The sequence below is a fragment of the Chryseobacterium fluminis genome (assembly GCF_026314945.1).
GTDB lineage: Bacteria > Bacteroidota > Bacteroidia > Flavobacteriales > Weeksellaceae > Chryseobacterium > Chryseobacterium fluminis.
In genome coordinates, this window is record NZ_CP111121.1 from 3323635 (window position 1) to 3342701 (window position 19067).

General features: G+C 39.5%; 16 protein-coding genes. 7 read left to right on the forward strand and 9 right to left on the reverse strand.

Going from position 1 to position 19067, the window contains the following annotated elements:
- The first annotated feature begins 38 nt into the window (after positions 1-38).
- The 3 genes from ODZ84_RS15235 (at position 39) to ODZ84_RS15245 (ending at position 5404) form a co-directional block, all read left to right on the forward strand.
- Complete coding sequence (locus tag ODZ84_RS15235) at positions 39-2183, forward strand: endo-beta-N-acetylglucosaminidase H (protein WP_266173268.1); 2145 nt, start codon at positions 39-41, stop codon at positions 2181-2183.
- Between the two features lie 405 nt (positions 2184-2588).
- Complete coding sequence (locus ODZ84_RS15240; protein WP_266173270.1) at positions 2589-4859, forward strand: GH92 family glycosyl hydrolase; 2271 nt, start codon at positions 2589-2591, stop codon at positions 4857-4859.
- 47 nt (positions 4860-4906) lie between these two features.
- Entirely contained in the window at positions 4907-5404 is a 498-nt protein-coding gene (locus ODZ84_RS15245; RefSeq protein ID WP_266173271.1) for a cupin domain-containing protein, read from the forward strand.
- Positions 5405-5650: 246 nt separating this feature from the next.
- On the opposite strand, the gene ODZ84_RS15250 is transcribed toward ODZ84_RS15245, so the two are convergent.
- The 5 genes from ODZ84_RS15250 to ODZ84_RS15270 form a co-directional block, all read right to left on the reverse strand.
- Positions 5651-8338, reverse strand: a complete 2688-nt coding sequence (locus ODZ84_RS15250) for a TonB-dependent receptor domain-containing protein (protein WP_266173272.1) — start codon at positions 8336-8338, stop codon at positions 5651-5653.
- A gap of 93 nt (positions 8339-8431) precedes the next feature.
- On the reverse strand, positions 8432-8791 hold the full coding sequence (locus ODZ84_RS15255) for a hypothetical protein (protein ID WP_266173273.1): 360 nt from the start codon (positions 8789-8791) through the stop codon (positions 8432-8434).
- A gap of 19 nt (positions 8792-8810) precedes the next feature.
- Complete coding sequence (locus tag ODZ84_RS15260; RefSeq protein WP_266173274.1) at positions 8811-9440, reverse strand: hypothetical protein; 630 nt, start codon at positions 9438-9440, stop codon at positions 8811-8813.
- 79 nt (positions 9441-9519) lie between these two features.
- Positions 9520-10206, reverse strand: a complete 687-nt coding sequence (locus tag ODZ84_RS15265; protein ID WP_266173275.1) for a response regulator transcription factor — start codon at positions 10204-10206, stop codon at positions 9520-9522.
- A gap of 104 nt (positions 10207-10310) precedes the next feature.
- Entirely contained in the window at positions 10311-11858 is a 1548-nt protein-coding gene (locus ODZ84_RS15270; RefSeq protein ID WP_266173276.1) for a sensor histidine kinase, read from the reverse strand.
- A gap of 202 nt (positions 11859-12060) precedes the next feature.
- On the opposite strand from ODZ84_RS15270, the gene ODZ84_RS15275 reads away from it, so the two are divergent.
- Entirely contained in the window at positions 12061-12552 is a 492-nt protein-coding gene (locus tag ODZ84_RS15275) for an SRPBCC family protein (protein ID WP_266173277.1), read from the forward strand.
- A gap of 171 nt (positions 12553-12723) precedes the next feature.
- Here ODZ84_RS15275 and ODZ84_RS15280 read toward each other — a convergent pair whose 3' ends face one another.
- The 4 genes from ODZ84_RS15280 to ODZ84_RS15295 all read right to left on the reverse strand — a co-directional run bounded on the left by ODZ84_RS15280 (position 12724) and on the right by ODZ84_RS15295 (position 16710).
- Positions 12724-13065: a hypothetical protein gene (locus tag ODZ84_RS15280; protein WP_266173278.1), complete on the reverse strand. Its 342-nt coding sequence runs from the start codon at positions 13063-13065 to the stop codon at positions 12724-12726.
- Entirely contained in the window at positions 13058-15109 is a 2052-nt protein-coding gene (locus ODZ84_RS15285) for a S9 family peptidase (protein ID WP_266173279.1), read from the reverse strand. Before ODZ84_RS15285 ends, ODZ84_RS15280 begins: the two co-directional genes overlap by 8 nt.
- Positions 15110-15270: 161 nt before the next feature.
- On the reverse strand, positions 15271-16011 hold the full coding sequence (locus tag ODZ84_RS15290; RefSeq protein WP_266177378.1) for a uroporphyrinogen-III synthase: 741 nt from the start codon (positions 16009-16011) through the stop codon (positions 15271-15273).
- 12 nt (positions 16012-16023) lie between these two features.
- Positions 16024-16710 (reverse strand): DUF4271 domain-containing protein, encoded by a 687-nt coding sequence (locus tag ODZ84_RS15295; RefSeq protein WP_266173280.1) that lies wholly within the window; start codon positions 16708-16710, stop codon positions 16024-16026.
- Between the two features lie 59 nt (positions 16711-16769).
- Here ODZ84_RS15295 and ODZ84_RS15300 point away from each other — a divergent pair, with 59 nt between their 5' ends.
- Genes ODZ84_RS15300 through tgt form a run of 3 tightly spaced genes read left to right on the forward strand, consistent with a single transcriptional unit; the run spans position 16770 to position 18990 of the window.
- Positions 16770-17486 carry a polyprenol monophosphomannose synthase gene (locus ODZ84_RS15300; protein ID WP_266177380.1) on the forward strand — a complete coding sequence of 239 codons (717 nt, stop codon included), beginning with the start codon at positions 16770-16772 and terminating at the stop codon, positions 17484-17486.
- Complete coding sequence (locus ODZ84_RS15305; protein ID WP_266173281.1) at positions 17483-17851, forward strand: DUF4296 domain-containing protein; 369 nt, start codon at positions 17483-17485, stop codon at positions 17849-17851. Before ODZ84_RS15300 ends, ODZ84_RS15305 begins: the two co-directional genes overlap by 4 nt.
- A gap of 5 nt (positions 17852-17856) precedes the next feature.
- The gene (tgt, locus tag ODZ84_RS15310; RefSeq protein ID WP_266177381.1) at positions 17857-18990 is read left to right on the forward strand and encodes a tRNA guanosine(34) transglycosylase Tgt; all 1134 of its coding nucleotides are present in this window, start codon (positions 17857-17859) and stop codon (positions 18988-18990) included.
- Positions 18991-19067: the final 77 nt, after the last annotated feature.

Genomic DNA, 19067 nt, shown 5'->3' on the forward strand with positions numbered 1-19067 from the left:
GAAATTTTAGATAGTACCAAACAACTAAAAAAGCCACTATGAAAAAAGCCATTACCCTGATGATCGTAATGATCATCAATGCCATCCCTGTGCTTAATGCACAACAGCTTAACCCTACGGGAATATGCTATGTGGAAGTAAACAACAACAACCTTCTGAATGCAGGATCGTACAAGTTGCAGACTTCAGGTAAATATTTATTTAATGTCGTCAATATTTTTGCTGCCAATATCAATTACGATTCCAGCCGCAGCAGGCCTTATCTTTACTGTAACAATAACGTTACAAAAGTACTTACCAATGCAGATACTTACATAAAGCCACTACAGGCTAAAGGAATGAAAGTGGTACTTACCATCTTGGGAAATCACCAGGGAGCAGGACTTTGTAATTTCCCTACCCGTGAAGCTGCCAGAGATTTTGCCCAGCAGCTTGCCCATACAGTAAATACCTATGGTCTCGACGGGATCGATTTTGATGATGAATATTCTGACTACGGACAAAACGGAACCGGCCAGCCGAATGCCAGCTCTTTCGTAATGCTTGTACAGGAATTAAAGGCTTTACTGCCGGATAAATTAATCACATTCTATTATTTCGGACCTGCCGCTTCAAGACTTTCCTGGAACGGGCTAAGGGTAGGAGATTATATCAACTACAGCTGGAATGCCATGTATGGAACTTTCTCAGCACCCAATGTTCCGCCGCTTACCAATGCACAGATTTCCCCTGCAGCAGTATGGATGGGAAATACGTCCAGTTCTACCACCACCAGCCTGGCTACCCAGACCAAGAATGGCGGATACGGAGTATTCATGTGGTATGATCTTCACGGAACGAATGAAACCTCTCAGCTTTCAGCAGGAACACAAACACTGTATGGAGAACAAACGGTCTTAAGCACGCCTTTGCAGTCCTGGACCCAGGGAGCCAATTGTGATGCCCCGATAGGATTATTTACCGGTAATCTGACAGGAACAGGTGCCAGATTAAACTGGTCTGCCGTAGGAGCCAATACCTATGACGTAGATTATAAACCGGCTGCTTCAACGGTATGGACCAATGCGGTGACCGCTACAACGGCTACTTCAGTTACCCTATCCGGATTGGCAGCCAATACAGAATACGACTGGAGGATTAGGACGAACTGCAGCGTAAAAAGTACCTATATTTTTGCACCAAGATTCAATAGTGGATCAGGAGCAGCATCTCCGGGTTCAGCTTCTCTTTCTCTGGATGGAAGCACAGAATCAGGCACTGCTGGAAACCTTAATTTAAGCGGGTCCGCACTGTCTTTTGAAGGCTGGATCAAACCATCGTCTTTCAAATCAGCATCTCCTTATATTTCTTCGCTTATGGGAACGGAAGTGGGTGACAGCAATTCAGCGTTACTTCGTCTTGGAGATGCTAATATTGCCAATAACAAGCTTCAGTTTGTTTTAAGTATCAATAATGTACAGCAAAAATTAACTGCCGCTACAGCACTCACGGCCAATACATGGTATCACGTTGCCGCTACTTATGATGGCTCAACGATGAAAATTTATATCAACGGAGTTCTTGATGCCAGCAAATCACAGACCGGACCTGTAAATTCCAGCGGAGCATTCAATGTGGGCTACTCATACAGTACATCCAGAAATTTCAATGGGAAAATAGATGAGGTCCGTATATGGAAAAAAGCATTGACACAGACGGAGATCAGCCAGAATATGTGTAATGTAACGGCTCCGGCCACATCCCTTGCCGCCTATTGGAAATTTAACGAAGGCAGCGGTGCAACTGTTCAGGATAACTCAGGAAACGGAGTGACCCTGACACTTACGGGAGTTGATGCTTCCAACTGGGGAACTGACATACCCTGTACGACGGCTCAGCAACTTTCTTCAACGGCAAGAACCCGGAAAGCAGCAGGTCTTGAAGAAACAGCCGCCCAAGAACAAATAAAATTATACCCGAATCCTTTAAGTATACCTTCACCGCTTATTATTTCCGTGCCTGAAGAATACAGTAAAGGAAAACTGACCGTCTATAATTTTAACGGAACTGTTTTAGAAACAAAAACGTTGAATCCGGGAAACAATCCGTATGATTTCTCCGGACTTAAAATGGGGAATTATATCATTCAGTTTGAATCTCAGAACGGAAATCTGAAGCAAACCGAGAAATTAATTGTGAAATAACCATAAGATCACCGGGCCGCAGGCCCGGTGATCTTATTAAAATATACTAAAAAAGAAAATCAATCTTCTGTCGTAATGTTATTTTTTGCTCAGGATGCAGTTTAAACTCCTTTGTGAATCTGTTGTGAGGATGTAAACAACAATATGCTGAATTTGAAATGGTATGTTTTAAAATACAAGCCGTGATCAGAAAAATCAAATATAGTATAGTGCAAAATTTAGCAAAAATAGACATCGGAGGTTCGCATTACCAAGATCCGGGAGGTTATTGCTTCTGCGTAAATTAGTACCTGACGTAGCATAAAATCGACCTTCCTATTAAAATTTCCGCTATTTTTGGAGGTGCAGCCATTTTTGGTGTTGCAGTTTGAAGAATAACAAGAATAAATTTAACAAAATGATATCATGAAATCTCTATTTACAGGCTTTCTCATTCTATTCACGATCTTCACGTTTGCGCAGGAAATCTCTCCCGCTGACTATGTGAATCCTCTCATGGGTACCCAATCCAAACCCTCTTTGTCCCATGGAAATACCTATCCTGCAACAGGACTTCCATGGGGAATGAACCTGTGGACACCGCAGACCGGGAAAATGGGGGACGGATGGGCCTATACCTATGATGCAGACAGAATAAAAGGGTTTAAACAAACCCATCAGCCGTCTCCGTGGATGAATGATTACGGTGCTTTTGCCATTATGCCGGGTGTGGGGAAACTAAAATTTAAGGAAGAAGACCGTGCCAGCTGGTTCAGCCACAAAGCGGAAGTTGCAAAACCTTACAGCTACAGCGTATATCTGGCAGACATTAATGTGACCACAGAACTTACTCCAACAGAAAGAGCTGCTTTTTTCAGATTTGATTTCCCTAAAACGGACAGTGCCTATGTGATCATCGATGCTTTGAATAAAGGCTCATATATCAAAATACTTCCCAAAGAAAGAAAAATTTTTGGGTATACTACCAAATATGCCAGAGGGAAATATAACAATTTCAAAAACTATTTCGTCATCCAGTTCGATAAAGATTTTGACTTAGCTACCACCTGGAAGGACAGTGCTTTTGTCAAAAACCAGCTGGAAATTACCGGTGATCATGCCGGAGCGGTTATCGGATTTAAACTTAAAAATAAAGAAAGTGTATATGCGAGAACGGCTTCTTCATTCATCAGCTTTGAACAGGCAGAACTGAACCTCAAAAGAGAGATCGGAAACAGGAGTTTCGGGCAGGTAAAAGCAGATGCCAAAAATATCTGGAACAAAACTCTGGGCCGCCTTGAAGTGAAAGGAGGAACAGATCAGCAGATGAGAACATTTTACTCTTCACTCTACCGGACTTTATTTTTCCCTCAGAAATTATACGAGATTGATTCTGATGATAAAATAAAACACTGGAGTCCTTATAACGGGAAAATTATGGATGGGAAAATGTTTGCAGGAACAGGCTTCTGGGATACCTTCCGTGCATTGTATCCTTTCCTGAACCTCGTCTATCCAAGCATCAATGTAGAAATGCAGGAAGGTCTTGCCAATGCCTTCAAAGAAGGCGGATTTTTACCGGAATGGAGCAGCCCCGGATATTCCAACATCATGATCGGGAATAATTCTGCTTCTGTCGTTGCCGATGCTTACCTGAAAGGTTTGCGTGGCTATGATGTCGAAACCCTTTGGCAGGCGGTAAAGCATGGTGCCAATCATGAAGGTCCAATGGATGCCGTAGGCCGTAAGGGAGTAAAATACTACAATACGCTGGGCTACGTCCCTTATGATGTCAAGATCAATGAAAACGCAGCCCGAACACTGGAATATGCTTATGATGACTTTGCAATTTATCAACTCGGAAAAGCTCTCGGAAAGCCGGCTTCCGAAATAGACATCTATAAAAAAAGAGCCTATAATTATAAAAATCTTTTCGATCCGGAAACAGGCCTGATGCGTGGTAAAAACAAAGATGGAAAATTCCAGTCACCATTCAATCCTTTTAAATGGGGCGATGCCTTTACAGAAGGGAACAGCTGGCATTACACCTGGTCGGTTTTCCAGGATATTGATGGCTTGGCAAAACTGATGGGTGGCCAAAAGAAATTCGAAGCAAAGCTGGATGAAGTTTTTTCACTTCCTCCGGTATTCGATGATAGCTATTACGGAAGTGTGATCCATGAGATCCGTGAAATGCAGATCATGAATATGGGGCAGTATGCCCACGGAAACCAGCCGATCCAGCATATGATCTACCTGTACAATTATGCAGGAGTTCCGTATAAAACACAGTATTGGACAAGACAGGTAATGGATAAGCTGTATGATGCGGCGCCGGACGGATACTGCGGGGACGAAGATAATGGGCAGACCTCTGCATGGTATATTTTTTCAGCATTAGGATTCTATCCCGTGACACCAGCCACAGATCAGTATGTTTTAGGAGCACCGCTTTTCAAAGAGGCTGTGATTCACCTGGAAAACGGGAAAAAAATTGAAATACGGGCACCGCAAAACAGTGCCGAAAATTTATATGTACAATCCTTAAACGTAAACCTTCGGCCATACTCCAAAAACTGGCTGAGCCACAAAGAACTGATGAATGGAGCCATTCTGGAATTCAGGATGGACAGTAAGCCGAATAAAGAAAGAGGTTCGCAGGAAAAAGATTTTCCCTATTCCATGTCGAAAGAATAAAATGACAAACATTATATTTGAAAATAATTTAGAAAGGAACATAACTTATGAATGCAGAGAAAACAGAAATATTTAGTAAAATAGAGCAAATGCTGGCATCGCAGGGATTTACCATTGCATCAAAAGACAGTTCAAGACCCTGGGGCGGATTTTTCGTCATTGATGAAAACCAGGCGCAGGATTTTGCCAATCAGTATTTTGACGGAATTGATGTTGAAAGTCTGAAAATAGGAGGAAAGCTCAGTCCAAAAATCCTTCTTGTAGCTCCGAATACACGCCTGAGCTGGCAGTATCACCACCGCAGAGCAGAGATCTGGCAGGTTGTAGAAGGAATAGTGGGGGTCAAGACAAGCAATACCGATGAAGAAGGTGAACTGAAAGAATACCATCCGAAAGATCAGATTAAGCTTCAGCAGGGGGAGAGGCATAGGCTCATCGGTCTGGACGGCTGGGGCGTGGTGGCAGAAATCTGGCAGCATACCGATGTGTCCCATCCATCGGATGAAGATGATATCGTAAGAGTACAGGATGATTTCGGAAGATAATTGATCTGATGGTACCAAGCAAAGAGGCCGTCTCACAAGTCGTGAAAACGGCCTTTTTTATGAAATTTCCTGTATCCCTATGCGAGAAGGATTTTAGTTTAAACGATTCTCAATCCACATCGGTTAGTTGTAATACTTCCTTGTGTGATGTAGAATAAAAATTTTGAAGATGGATTTGTTGGGGCTAAACCTTATAGGTTTTTAAAACCTATAAGGTTTGAAATCATACCTTTACCGGATTAATGATTAAAAAGTCACATCCAGCCCTACATAAAAATTAGCCTTCATAATGGGCGCATACACCATTCCGCCGTCAAAATAATTTCCCAAAGGATTCCTGAAATCCACGATGGCATTTTTCTGATAATAAGACGTAAGATTTTCACCTCCAAAATAACCCCTGATTTTTTTATTGAAATTCCTTGAGATCTGTGCATTCAGTACCGCATAAGAATCAGAATATGCCGGAAGCCGGAATTCAGCCGGATTACCTGAAGTTTCCGGAAGTCTCTGTTTTCCTACCCAGTTTAAAGTTGTATCAAAACTCCAGAATCCTCCCTTACTGTTTTTGTTGGTTGCATAAGCTAAATTCACAAAACCTCTGTGTTTTGCCATAAAGGGAACAGTCCTCCTTCCATCCAGGTAATCTGCCTGAACATCGTAATATTTATAAGCCAGTCTCACGTCAAAATTCTTGAAAGCTGTAAAATCCCACTGCGTCTGAAAAGAATTCGCAAAAGATTTCCCGTCTAAATTATAAAAGGTAAGCTGCTGTGGAGATTGGTCTAAATCTACAAGTACCTGATCCTGGAAATCAGTTCTGAAAAAGTCTGCCACAAGCGTAGATTTTCTCCCGAAAATTTTGAATTCCTGCTGTAAACTTACACCGTAATTCCAGGCAATTTCAGGCTTTAAGCCATAAATATTGCCTCCATTCTCTATGATCTTCACAGAACGGTTGGATGCAAAATACTGCTGGTTCTCCGCAAAAACATTAGCTGTTCTAAAACCTCTTCCGGCAGAAAGCCTTACAATGGTCTGAGGACTAAAGTCATATTTGAAATTTAATCTCGGAGTAAATTGGGTTCCTGCCAGATTATGGAAATCTGCTCTGGCCCCTGCTACCAAGGTATATTTTAGCCCTGTCAATGTATATTCTGCAAAGATGCCCGGAACGATCTCATTTCTTTTCATATCATCCGTTAGATAGGTCTCTTCATAGCCGTCATATAAAAAGCTGGCCCCGGCTTTATACTTATGGTTGGTATTCCCAATGATGCTTTCAAAAATCAGGTTGGAATAATAAGTGTGCTGTTTCCCGGCATAATTTCTCAATCCGAAAAAGCTGTCCTGTTGGTGATAAACATACTGGTTCATCCATCCTAAGCTCTGGTAAGGCTTCCCTCTAAAAACATACCCGGTTTTATTCCATATCTGGAATCTTGAAATGTCAATCCCTACGCCGTACGCATTTTGCTTATCCTGCGCCAGATTTTTATCAAAACCGGTCTGTCCTGCGGTTCTCTCGTCCCTGATAAAATTGATTCCGAAGTGAGAACCGAAACCGGATCTTTCCAGATCATTATAATTTAATAAGTAAGCAGCATTGATCTGAGTACCTTTCGGACGGTCCAGGAAGGAGTCATCATTCATGTCCGTATTGCCGAAAGTTCCGTTTCCGTGCAGTAAAAAAGTCTGTGACCATTTCTCATTAATAGGGGATACGCTGGTAATATTGACTTCGGCCCTTCCGTTGAAATCAGCAAAGATATTGAGTGAAGTTTCCGGTTCTTTGGCATTTTTCAGCAGTTCGGTATTGATCTGTCCTGTGATGCTTTCGTAACCGTTGGTAACGGTGCTTCCCCCTTTGGTAAGCTGGATGCTCTCAATCCATCTTCCGGGAATGAAATTTAAACCATAGGCTGAAGCCAGTCCCCTGATTTCAGGTAGCAGTTCTTTGGTCAGGCTTGTGTATTTCTGGTCTAAACCCAACATTTTCAGCTGTTTTGTTCCGGTTACGGCATTGCTGAAAGATACATCTACCGTCGCATTGGTTTCAAAGCTTTCAGATAAATTACAGCAGGCTGCTTTTAATAATTCTTTTTTATCAATATTAAAAACAAGGCCGGCTTCTTTCTTACTTAGGGTAGTAGCAGCCTTTCCTCCTATTATGCTCACGCCCTCAATAAGCTTTTCATTACCATCATGGTCTTCGCCTGCAGAATGATAACTGTGGGTATCCAGGTGTTCAGATTCTGAACTTTCTTCAAAGTGTACTTTCGGGCCTATTTTACCAAGAGGAATCTCACGGTCATAGAGACAGCACCCGGGTAATCCGTTATATACTGAATCTGTCGACTTATATTTTTCATTATCGTGTCCAACGTCAGCGATTTTCTTTAAAATTCTGTCTGCAGACGTTTTTGAGGCATCAAAATTCAAAATGACCGTTTGTCTTTCTGCTGTCCACTCCGCTGAGTCTGCACCCGCGTCTTTTGCTGCTTTTTCAATTCTGGCTTTGCATGATCCGCAGTTTCCTCTGACATAAAATTCATTCTCTTTTTTTGAATGACGGTCATTATTTTTAACCGGCTGTGGCTGCGGATCTCTTTCATAATGACAGCATGCGGGAAGACTTTCGTATCCTTCGTCAGAAGCTTTGAATTTTTCATTGTCATGACCTGCTTCTGCAATTTTTTTAAGGATGACCTCTGCCGGAGCGCCGGAATCTGTTTCTAAGGTTAGGGTTTGGTTATCAATAGAATATCTTGCTGCTTTGGCGCCCGCTTTTCGTGCGGCACTTTCAATTCTTTCTTTACACATTTCACAGTTTCCTTTTACCTGAAACTGATTTTTTGAAAGATTCTGAGCGGATATAAATGGAGTAGATAATAGAAATAAACCAAGAACAATCCTGGAAATATATAATTTCATTTGTTTAAAATTTAGATTAATTGAACATCATGTAATAATATAACGATGTATTAGTTTACCAATCAGTAAGCTATTACTTCGTTACATTTTCAATTAACCTATTTTCGGCGGTTGCCAGATTTCTTTTAAACGGTCTGAAATATGAGGATCAGAATATCGGAAATATAGATTTTTGCTTGATTTGTAGTACGAAATCTCCAGTTGAAGATTCTTTGAAAAAGGAGTTTCCACAAAACTGCAACAGGTGGTACAGGTGGAGCAGCAGTCATCATGACAGGAAGACGATTTCTGTTCTTTTCCGTGATTATCTTTGGAATGTTCATCCTTACAGCAACTCATTTCTGAACCGGAGGTGCAGCATGTTTCCTGTGAAATTTGTGAATAGAATTTATCTTTGGGAATCAGAAAAATCCCCAGGCAGAAAATAATAGCTATGATCTGAAATAATTTCACAGATGCAAAAATACAAAAATTATGGCAAAGCTTCACCCACTTTTACGCCGCAATTATGCCAGGGTTCTCCATGGGCAGGATTCAAAGCAGGCTTCGGACCTGTGGGAGCAGGAGCTGAATTGGGTGCCGGTGTATTCTGAGCAATCGTCTGAACAGGTTGTGTTGATGCGGGAGCCGGTTTACTGTTTAAAGGCTGTCCGACAGGAATATCACATCGGTGTCCAGGCTGTCCGTGAGCAGGATTCATTCCCGCAGCTACCTTTACCGGTTTTCCATTATTCGGAATGACAAATTTACCCTTTGGCAGTGTATTCGGATCGATCTGAACAGCATTCGGAACATTGTTGACAGCAACATTCTTAGCTGCCGGAGCCGGTTTGCTGTTTAAAGGCTGTCCGACAGGAATATCACATCGGTGTCCCGGCTGCCCGTGAGCAGGATTCATTCCGGGCGCGGTGATAGCAGAAGAGGTACTTTGGATAGGCTGAAGACCGGACTGGTTAAGTAAAGAAGCCTTAGGTGAGTTATTTACAGCAACACCAGGCTGCTGAACGGCAGCCTCTTCTTTAATGTAGGTAGGTCTTTCATCTTTTTTACAAGAAACTGCTATTAACGTAACAGCAGCTAAACTTAAAAATGTATTCTTCATGTCCTGTTGGTATGAAACAAAATTAGCAAAACATTTTTAATTGTTTTGCTAATTTTATATTTATAATAATATTTAGGAATTAATTCTTAACTAAAAGTCGGAATCCTTCCCCATGAACGTTGATAATTTCCAAACCTTCATCATCTTTCAACAACTTACGAAGTTTTGCAATATAAACATCCATACTTCTCGCGGTGAAATAATTTTCTTTTTTCCAGATTTTCCTTAGGGCAAGATCTCTTGGCATGAAATCGTTTCTGTGGATGCAGAGAAGCTTTAATAATTCATTCTCTTTAGGTGACAGCTTGTATTCGTTGTCACCGACTCTTAATTGTCTCAGCATAGAATCAAAAAAAATACTGCTGATCTTAAATTGTTCCTGCTCTTCATTTTCCAATGTGGAGCTTCTCTGCAGGATAGCTTTGATTTTATATAACAGCAGTTCGGTATCAAAAGGTTTTGTGATATAATCATCTGCTCCCAGCTGATATCCCTTCAAAATATCTTCTCGCATATTTCTTGCAGTCAGAAAAATAATAGGCGTATTCTTATCGATCTTTTTTACGTCTTCGGCTAATGAAAAGCCGTCTTTTTTAGGCATCATTACATCAAAAATGCAAATGTCGAATTCATTTTCTGTAAATTCTTTCAATCCCTGCTCACCATCTGTGGCTAGGGTAACTTCGAAGTTATTGATCGTTAAATAATCCTTCAGTACTGCTCCGAAACTCTGATCGTCCTCTACTAATAATATTCTGTTGCTCATAGTTTTAAGTAATTAATAATTAAGAGGCAGGAATGTTATAAGCATTCCTCTCTCTATATATTTTGCTTGGGTCTGTTTTATGATTGATTATACTTTTATTTATTTTAACTCATCGGTAATTTTATAGTAAATATACTTCCTTCCCCTTTGTTGGAGTCTACTATAATCTGCCCTTTGTGTAAGTCTACAATTTTTTTTACGTAAGAAAGCCCTAATCCCTGACCTTTAACATTGTGAATATTCCCGGTCTCCTCCCTGAAGAACTTTTCGAAAATTTTTGTTTTATTCTGGCTTTCCATTCCTATTCCTTTATCCGAGACTTCAATAACATACAGATTTCCTTCATTGCTCGTTTTTACATGAATTTCAGGATTTTCAGGAGAATATTTATTCGCATTGTCCAATAAGTTTACCAACATATTGGAAATATGGAATTCATCAATTTTAAATTTATATCTATCGGCGGTAAATTCCTGGGTAAGAGAGCCGTTTCGCTGCTGTACAATCAGGTTAAATGATTCGGTTGTCCTCTTGATCAGTTCTCTTACATTGGTTTCCCTTAAGAACAGTTTGACTTCATTACGCTCCAGTTTCGACATATTGAGAACGTTTTCCACCTGCTTTTTCATCCGCAGATTTTCCTGCTTTATAAGTTCTGAATAATATTTTACCTTTTCAGGATTGGTTGCGATCTTATCATTGGCCAAAGAATCGGTAGCGACGGAGATGGTAGCCAGCGGCGTCTTAAACTCATGCGACATATTATTGATAAAATCGGTCTTCACTTCTGCCAGTTTTTTCTGCTTCATCATATAATTAATGGAAATGATATAAATTCCCAGAATGGTTAGGAGTGACAGGAAAGTTCCCAACAACATCGGCCAGTTATTCATCGCCAGTGAATATTCCTTTTTAGGGAAAACCAATGCGAGATTATATAAAGTTCTCTCTTTCTGGTCGGTAAAAAGAGGGTAGCTGTACGTATTGTTTTCCTTTTTTTCCTTATAATCTTTATTAACGACGCTGGTAAGATTATTATTCTTATCAATAATTCCATAGCCGAATTTGGATGAAATCCCCCTGATCCTCAGTTCTTTGGTGATCACAGAATCCAGAACTTTCTCATCCACTCTTTTAGTGATCGGTATATTATTACCTAAAATTTTAGCGTATTCTTTTAAAGAGTAATCACCATTTTCCAAAGACTGATTGATGTCCGAAGTTAAAATCTCACGGTTGGTCGTATCTCTTTTGATCTTGTAAGCAGCTTCATCAGTATATAATTTGGTCAGCTTGATAGAGTCTCCCTGCTGAGAAATGGGAAGCTGGGTTTTCTCAATAATATTTTTTGAGTAAATGATCTGTCTCTGGGCGCCGGAATCTTCTACCTGCTGAATGGTTGTCAGGGAAGGTTTATCGCTATTGGCTAAAATATTATTTCTAAGGTCCTTATAATCAATATTGAGATATTTGTCAACTTCAATTTCAGCCATGCTTTTGGAAGTACTTTCCAGAGCGGAATATACTTTATTGGAAAAATCCTGCTCAAGAGCACCATAATAACGTTTCAGCCAATAAAATTGAAGCGTGACGAAGACAATCAATGAAATTGTCATAAACACCGAAATTATTGGAATGAATTTATTATTCATGAGGGTATTTTATAATTCTTGTAATGATGAATGTTAAAATTAATTATTTTATGACTTAATGAACAAAAAACGAGCCAAAAAATTGTATAATTTTTCTTAAAAAGACGTTTTTTAACATTTATTTATGAATTTGTACGGCTTTTTACAGGTGCGGTAAGGTTACAAAATAAAAAAGTAGCTTTGTTTAAAACAAAATAGTATTATGGAATCTGATATCATTTTTAACAAAGATTTTGATTCGAACAGTGTATATATTATGAAGATATTTAACGCTGATGTTTCAGAGATGTGGAATTATTTTACCCAATCGGAATTACTGGATCAATGGTGGGCTCCAAAACCGTGGAAGTGTGAAACCAGACACCAGGATTTCAGGAAAGACGGAAGTTGGCTCTACTCCATGATTGGACCGGAGGGTGAAAGGCATTACGCGCAGATGAAATACGGTGAAATCATGGAACACAGAAGTTTTGACGGTGTCGATAACTTCTGTGATGAAAACGGGCAGGTAAATCCTGATTTTCCGGATACCAGGTGGCTGTTCGGTTTCACCGGCGTGGAAGAAGGAACAAAAATTACCGTTAATATTCATTTTCAATCGGAGCAGGCCATGAAGCAGCTACTGGAAATGGGTTTTGAAGACGGTTTTAAAAGAGGACTGGATCAGTTAGAGCAGATTTTAATAAACCCTTAATGACTGATATTTTCACGAAGAAATTCAATGATTTTATCAACAGGAACGGTCTTTAGCCCATTTACAAGATAAACGTATTAAATCTGGCTTTAGCCAAACTAAAAAACAAAAAATGGAAAGTAGGTTTTACTTTCCATTTTCAAATTATTTAATTTTCAAATTTTCAAATTCTCAAATCAATTCTTCATCCTGAAAATATTGAATAATCGCCTTTTTCATAAGCAGCGTCTGCTCATTAGGCCGCAATTCGGGAAGTTCTTCCAGCTGGTTAAAATGTGGCCAGCCATCTTCGTAATGCGAGAATTTATAGTATCCGAAAGGTTCGAGTAATCTGCATACGGCAATATGAAGAATATTTAATTTATCATCTTTGGTATATTTCTGCTGACCACTTCCTAATTCCTGCAGGCCAATTAAAAATAAGAGTGTCTCAATAGGCGGATCTTTTTCAGTGTCAAAATTTTCGGTAAAAAATTCCTGTATTTTTTTCCAGTATTCTGCGTCGTTAATCATCTTTTTTATTTTCTAATTTTAATAAGAAGGCATATTCCAGCGCATCCTCTTTTAGGGATTCGAATCTTCCGCTGGCACCTCCGTGTCCTGAGCTCATATCGGTCTTAAAGATCAGAAGATTGTCATCCGTCTTCAGCTCTCTTAATTTTGCCGTCCATTTGGCAGGCTCCCAATACTGAACCTGGGAATCATGAAGTCCGGTGGTGATCAGAGCATGAGGGTAGTCTTTAGCTTCTACATTGTCATAAGGCGAATAATCTTTCATATAATGATAATATTCTTCGTCATTCGGATTTCCCCATTCGTCGTATTCCCCGGTAGTCAGAGGAATGGTTTCATCCAGCATGGTTGTCACAACATCTACAAAAGGGACCTGCGCCACGATTCCGTTAAATAAAGCCGGTTCATAATTCATCACAGCACCTACCAGAAGTCCGCCTGCACTGCCGCCCATCGCATACAGATGTTTTGATGAAGTGTAATTTTCTTTAATCAGATATTTTCCGGCATCGATAAAATCAAAAAAGGTATTCTTCTTAAACATCATTTTTCCGTTCTCATACCATTCTCTTCCTAAATATTCACCTCCTCTGATATGAGCAATGGCATAAATGAAACCACGGTCTAAAATGGACAGCCTCACATTTGAGAAGCTTGCGTCAACGGTATGACCGTAGCTTCCGTAACCGTACAGAAGCAACGGGGTATCTGCAGATTTTTTCGTGTCTTTATGGTAAACCAGAGAAATCGGAATTTTTACCTCTCCATCCCGGGATTCTGCCCATATCCTTTCCGAAATGTAATTTTCCGGGAAAAATGTTCCACCCAGAACCTCCTGCTGTTTCAAAAGTCGGGTGGTTTTGTCCTTCATATTATATTCGTAAGTAGAGCTTGGCTGGGTCAGTGAAGTATAACCATAGCGTAAAATTTCCGTGTCAAACTCAAGATTGACGCCGATATAAGCAGTATAAGTAGGATCTGAAAAAGGAAGGTAGTATGATTCCTGTGTCTGTTCTTCAATGATTTTGATCTGCAGCAGCCCTTCCTCTCTTTCCTCAAGGACGAGATAATGTCTGAAAATTTCAAAGCCTTCCAATAGTACTTCCGGACGGTGAGTAATGACATCCACCCAGTTTTCCATTCCGCAATTACTGATCTTTGCTTTTACGATTTTGAAATTAAACGCATCATCTGCATTGGTAATGATGTAGAATTCGTCTTCATAATGCTCTACAGAATATTCCAGATCATCGATTCTCGGCTGAATGATCGTCCAGTCTGCAAAAACATTATCGGAAGGAATGAATCTATGCTCGTCGGAAATCGTACTTGAACTTGCGATGAAAATATATTCCAGAGATTTTGTTTTGAAGACATTCACGTCAAAAGTGTCATCCTCTTCATGGAAGATAAGAACATCTTCTGAAGCATCGGTGCCCAATTTATGTCTGTAGACCTGGAATGCACGTAGACTTTCATCTTTTCGGATGTAAAAAACATGCTCGTTATCATTAGCCCAGACTGCTTTTCCTGTCGTATTGTCGATTTTATCAGAAAGAATTTCTCCGGTCTTTAAATCTTTAAAATGAATGGAATAAATTCTTCGCCCTACTTTGTCTTCAGAGAAGGATACCATCTCATTATTCGGGCTTACCGCGAGGCTGCCGACTTCAAAATAGTCTTCACCTTCTGCCAGGTCATTGACATCGATAATAATTTCTTCTTCGTTATCCAGACTTTGATACTTTCTGCAAAAAATAGGATATTCTTTTCCCTCTTCGTAACGAACGATGTACCAGTATCCATTAAAAAAATAGGGTAGAGATTCATCATCTTTTTTATAACGGGCCTTCATTTCCTCAAAAAGCTCTTCCTGAAACGCTTCAGTATCCTCCATGATGAAATTTGCGTAGGCATTTTCTTCTTCAAGATATTTTATGACTTCCGGATTTTCCCTTTCGTTGAGCCAGAAATAATTGTCGGTCCTTTTATCTCCGTGTGTTTCCAGTATTTTTTCTATTTTTTTTGCCTGTGGAGCTTTCATTCGAATGTTTTAAATTTTTAAAGCGCTGCTACGTTTTTCTCCCTGAAAAAGTATCTTTTTGCAGGCGTTTCTTTTAATATTAATTCTTGTTCAAATTTAATTAAAAAAAAACCATCTTTCCTTTATGAAAAGACGGTGAGTTTGTATTTTATATCAAAATCCTACTTGTGTAGTGCTTTGATGTATTTTTCTAATGCCATGGTCATCGATGGTGTTTCCTTTGTAGGAGCCATTAAGTCTACTTTTAAGCCAGCTTCTTCTGCAGCAGCCGAGGTCGTAGTTCCGAAGACGCCAATCTTCGTTTCATCCTGCTTGAAGTCAGGGAAGTTCTGCTGTAAGGATTTAATCCCCTGCGGGCTGAAGAAAATCAGCATATCATAATCCTTAATATTGATATCGGTAAGATCACTGCATACCGTTCTGTACATAATGGCTCTGGTCCACTGAATATTGGCGGAATCTAATGTTTTAACAATATCAGGACTCAACACATCAGAAGAAGGAAGCAGGTATTTTTCCGTTGGGAATTTTTTGAAAAGAGGAGCAAGATCCGAGAAGTTTTTCTCCCCGAAACTGATCTTTCTTTTTCGGTAAACAATATGTTTTTGAAGATAATTGGCAATAGCTTCCGACTGGCAGATGTATCTCATCGTATCCGGAACGGAAAAACGAAGTTCCTCAGCCAATCTGAAATAATGATCAATCGCATTCTTGCTGGTAAAAATAATACCGGTATACTGCGTAAGATCTATCTTCTGTGTTCTAAGTTCTTTGTTGTCAACTCCCTCGACATGGATGAAAGGGCGAAAATCAATCTTTATTTTTTCCTTTTTCGCTATATCCAGGTAGGGCGAAGATTCACTAGGCGCTGGTTGTGAAACCAAAATAGACTTTATTCTCATCATTGACATTTATTAATAAAACAACAATTTCCAAAGCAACAAAAGTGGTGCGATTTGGAGGGTGCAAATATACAAAAATTTATAATACCATTTTTCAGGTAATACGTTGTTCTTGTGAAATAAATAGAAAAAAACCTTGAAAATGAAGACAAAAGAAAAGAACAACAGATAGTAATAAAATATTCTACTTCTGTCTACAGGGAAATAATAATGGACTACACATAAAATTATAAGCAGAAAAGACAGGATGAAATAGAATTTTGTGGAGGTGAAATAAAATACCGGCCATTTTTTTCCATCACCGATACTTTGGAAAAATAAGAAACCGAAAGATGATTTTAAGACATAAAATAAAATAACAACGGTTAAGGTATATCCGAATTTGTTCATCTGATAGCCCATAACCTGAAGATCGGCCACGTATTTTGGGACCGTGGGGATGTATTGGGATAATAAAACCGCAAGAGTAAGAGTGGTTACACACGAAGTGATGACCCAGCTGGGCAGATTGTTGCTGGCATCAAAGTATTTTTGAAGCAGGAAATCTTTTAAATTGGCATCTCTCTCGATAACATTCATCATAAAAATGAACAGGAAGATGCAGCCCAGCAGTATAAAAATTACCCAGTCATTGTTCTCGGGTATTCTTACATGGTTTGTGAAATTTTGTGATAACAGCAACAGAATGTTTTTTTGCAAAATTATAGATTATTTTGTATAAAATAAAAAGGTTAAATAAACTATCTTTGCAAATCGAAATGAAAAAACTGGTCATTATCCCCACGTATAACGAAAAGGAAAATATTGAAAATATTATTTCCGCTGTTTTTGCATTGGAAGATGACTTTCATATTTTGGTTGTGGATGATACCTCCCCCGACGGAACGGCTGAAGTTGTGAGAGATCTGCAAAGAAGATTTACTCACAACCTGCACCTCTCGGTGAGACATGTAAAAGACGGTTTGGGAAAAGCATATATCCATGGATTTAAATGGGCCCTCCAGAATAAATATGACTATATTTTTGAGATGGATGCCGATTTTTCACATAATCCCAATGATCTTCCAAAATTATATGAAGCCTGTCTGAATGCGGATATGGCGATCGGGTCCCGGTACTCTAAAGGAGTAAATGTGGTCAATTGGCCCATGGGAAGAGTATTGCTTTCTTATTTTGCATCCAGATATGTAAGATTTATTTTAGGACTTACCATTCATGATACAACGGCAGGTTTTGTTTGTTTTTCCCGGAACGTTCTGGAAGAAATCGGACTGGATAATGTAAGGCTGAAAGGATATGGGTTTCAGATTGAAATGAAATTCAGAACTTTTAAGAAGGGTTTCAAAATTGTAGAAGTCCCTATTATTTTTACCAACAGAGTTTTGGGAGAAAGTAAAATGAACGGCGGAATTATTCATGAAGCTGTTTTTGGAGTATTAAATTTAAAATGGAAATCATTAATCAACAGATTATGAAAAAGCTGATCTTCATTTTCGTTTTGTTAACTCTGTTTTCATGCGGAGATTATGTCGATAAGCCAAAAAACCTGATCGATACCAAAAAGATGGCCGAAATTATGGCTGACCTCGCAATCAGTGATCAGGCTACTTTTCTGTATCCGAACTCAAACATGGAAGCAGGAACAAGGTATGTTCTGAAAACACACCAGGTGAAACCTGATGATTTTAATGCCAGCTTCAAATATTATGTTGTTAAAAATAAAATGAAGGGAATAGCTGAAGACGCCCAAAAAATAGTATTAGAAAAAGATCCGAAAGCGGATCAGTATGTAAAGGATAAATTGAAGAAGAACGGGAATGTCCCGTCTTTCGCAAGATAGTTATGATGCAAAAATTTTTTAATATAGAAAAAACCTCTGAAGGCAAGGCCAGAGCAGGAGAAATTACCACAGATCACGGTAAGATTCAGACTCCTATTTTTATGCCTGTCGGAACGGTGGCCAGTGTAAAAACCGTTCACCAGAGAGAATTAAAAGAAGACATTAAAGCCCAGATCATTTTGGGTAATACCTATCATTTATACCTTCGTCCCGGCATGGAAACCATGCAGGAGGCCGGAGGTCTACACAAATTCATGAATTGGGATCTTCCTATTCTTACAGATTCAGGAGGTTTTCAGGTATTTTCCCTGGCAAGCAGCAGAAAGATGACGGAAGAAGGAGCAAGATTCAAATCGCATATCGACGGAAGTTATCATATGTTCTCTCCGGAAAAGTCAATGGAAATCCAGCGACAGATCGGAGCCGATATTTTCATGGCCTTCGATGAATGTACACCGTATCCCTGTGAGTATAATCAGGCTAAAACATCCATGGAACTTACCCACCGATGGTTAAAGAGATGTATTGAATGGACGGAGAGTAATCCGGAATTATATGGTCATAAACAAAGGCTTTTTCCAATCGTTCAGGGATCTACCTATTCTGATTTAAGAAAAATCTCGGCAGAGGTCATTTCAGAATCCGGAGCTGAAGGAAATGCGATCGGAGGACTTTCTGTAGGAGAACCTGAAGAGGAGATGTACCGGATCACCGACGAAGTGACCGATATCCTGCCAAAAGAAAAACCAAGATATCTGATGGGAGTAGGTACGCCATGGAATATTCTAGAGTCTATCGGGTTAGGTATTGATATGATGGACTGCGTAATGCCGACAAGAAATGCAAGAAATGCAATGCTTTTCACATGGCAGGGTGTAATGAATATGAAAAATGAAAAGTGGAAAAAAGACTTTTCGCCTTTGGATGAGTTTGGGACAAGTTTTGTAGACAGAGAATATTCAAAAGCGTATGTAAGACATTTATTTGTGTCTAAAGAATACCTGGCAAAACAAATTGCTTCCATTCACAATCTTGCATTTTATCTTGATTTGGTAAAGGTAGCGAGAGAGCATATCCTGGCAGGTGATTTCTACGAATGGAAACGCTCTGTTGTTCCCGTTCTCAGACAGAGACTTTAAAAATAACAGTTGAATAAACACTGACACCGGTGGGAAAATTCCACTAAAATGATCAATATTTAAAATAAAGCGCAGTA

What these genes read in the sequence shown, in the direction of transcription:
- ODZ84_RS15235 (WP_266173268.1), top strand. Translation starts at nt 39, where the DNA reads ATGAAAAAAGCCATTACCCTGATGATCGTAATGATCATCAATGCCATC.
- ODZ84_RS15240 (WP_266173270.1), top strand. Translation starts at nt 2,589, where the DNA reads ATGAAATCTCTATTTACAGGCTTTCTCATTCTATTCACGATCTTCACG.
- ODZ84_RS15245 (WP_266173271.1), top strand. Translation starts at nt 4,907, where the DNA reads ATGAATGCAGAGAAAACAGAAATATTTAGTAAAATAGAGCAAATGCTG.
- ODZ84_RS15250 (WP_266173272.1), bottom strand. Translation starts at nt 8,338, where the DNA reads ATGAAATTATATATTTCCAGGATTGTTCTTGGTTTATTTCTATTATCT.
- ODZ84_RS15260 (WP_266173274.1), bottom strand. Translation starts at nt 9,440, where the DNA reads ATGAAGAATACATTTTTAAGTTTAGCTGCTGTTACGTTAATAGCAGTT.
- ODZ84_RS15265 (WP_266173275.1), bottom strand. Translation starts at nt 10,206, where the DNA reads ATGAGCAACAGAATATTATTAGTAGAGGACGATCAGAGTTTCGGAGCA.
- ODZ84_RS15270 (WP_266173276.1), bottom strand. Translation starts at nt 11,858, where the DNA reads ATGAATAATAAATTCATTCCAATAATTTCGGTGTTTATGACAATTTCA.
- ODZ84_RS15275 (WP_266173277.1), top strand. Translation starts at nt 12,061, where the DNA reads ATGGAATCTGATATCATTTTTAACAAAGATTTTGATTCGAACAGTGTA.
- ODZ84_RS15280 (WP_266173278.1), bottom strand. Translation starts at nt 13,065, where the DNA reads ATGATTAACGACGCAGAATACTGGAAAAAAATACAGGAATTTTTTACC.
- ODZ84_RS15285 (WP_266173279.1), bottom strand. Translation starts at nt 15,109, where the DNA reads ATGAAAGCTCCACAGGCAAAAAAAATAGAAAAAATACTGGAAACACAC.
- ODZ84_RS15290 (WP_266177378.1), bottom strand. Translation starts at nt 16,011, where the DNA reads ATGAGAATAAAGTCTATTTTGGTTTCACAACCAGCGCCTAGTGAATCT.
- ODZ84_RS15300 (WP_266177380.1), top strand. Translation starts at nt 16,770, where the DNA reads ATGAAAAAACTGGTCATTATCCCCACGTATAACGAAAAGGAAAATATT.
- ODZ84_RS15305 (WP_266173281.1), top strand. Translation starts at nt 17,483, where the DNA reads ATGAAAAAGCTGATCTTCATTTTCGTTTTGTTAACTCTGTTTTCATGC.
- tgt (WP_266177381.1), top strand. Translation starts at nt 17,857, where the DNA reads ATGCAAAAATTTTTTAATATAGAAAAAACCTCTGAAGGCAAGGCCAGA.